Annotated in this window: 1 protein-coding gene; it reads right to left on the bottom strand. The window is 55.8% G+C overall.

All coding sequences use genetic code 11. The features are described from left to right. A partial coding sequence (locus CXQ97_RS19270; protein WP_219815512.1) for a hypothetical protein occupies positions 1–342 on the bottom strand: 342 nt, incomplete at its 3' end. Positions 343–509: the final 167 nt, after the last annotated feature.

Genomic DNA, 509 nt, shown 5'->3' with positions numbered 1-509 from the left:
GCGCTGGCGATTAAAGCGAATCGGCGGGATCAGTGGCTTGCGGTACTGCTTGATAAACAAGTACCAAAGGGTGCCCATAAGCCCCCCCATAACCCCTAAAACCACCAGGCTGGCCACAATATCCCCACCTAAAGCGGCCCAAATAGCAACAGCGACAAATAAGAATGTCCCCATATGCAACGTCAGCCAACCCGCTCCCATGGAAAAGCTGCCGATATCCAAAAACACCTGATTTTTACGCCAGATGATATTCATCAGGTCGCTGGCGGGTTGGCCGGTTGGAATGGGTAATGGGGCCAGATGCTCCTGCTTCCGGAGAAGCCCCTGGGCGTGTTCGGTCATTGACTTTCCTTGGGTTGGAGCTGCTCAGCGCTCACTGGTACGGTGCTACAGCTATCGATAAGCAAAGGGCCGTCATTGGAGGCATGCTCAACGACTGCAGTGCCTCGGATGATATAGCGCAGACCCATGCCGCCGCCGACCACCATTTGCTGCGGGCCGAGTGTGCC

The organism is Arthrobacter sp. B0490 (assembly GCF_002929355.1).
GTDB lineage: Bacteria > Actinomycetota > Actinomycetes > Actinomycetales > Micrococcaceae > Arthrobacter_D.
Note: the sequence above shows the minus strand (reverse complement) of the source record. Positions and strands in the feature narration are given on the sequence as shown.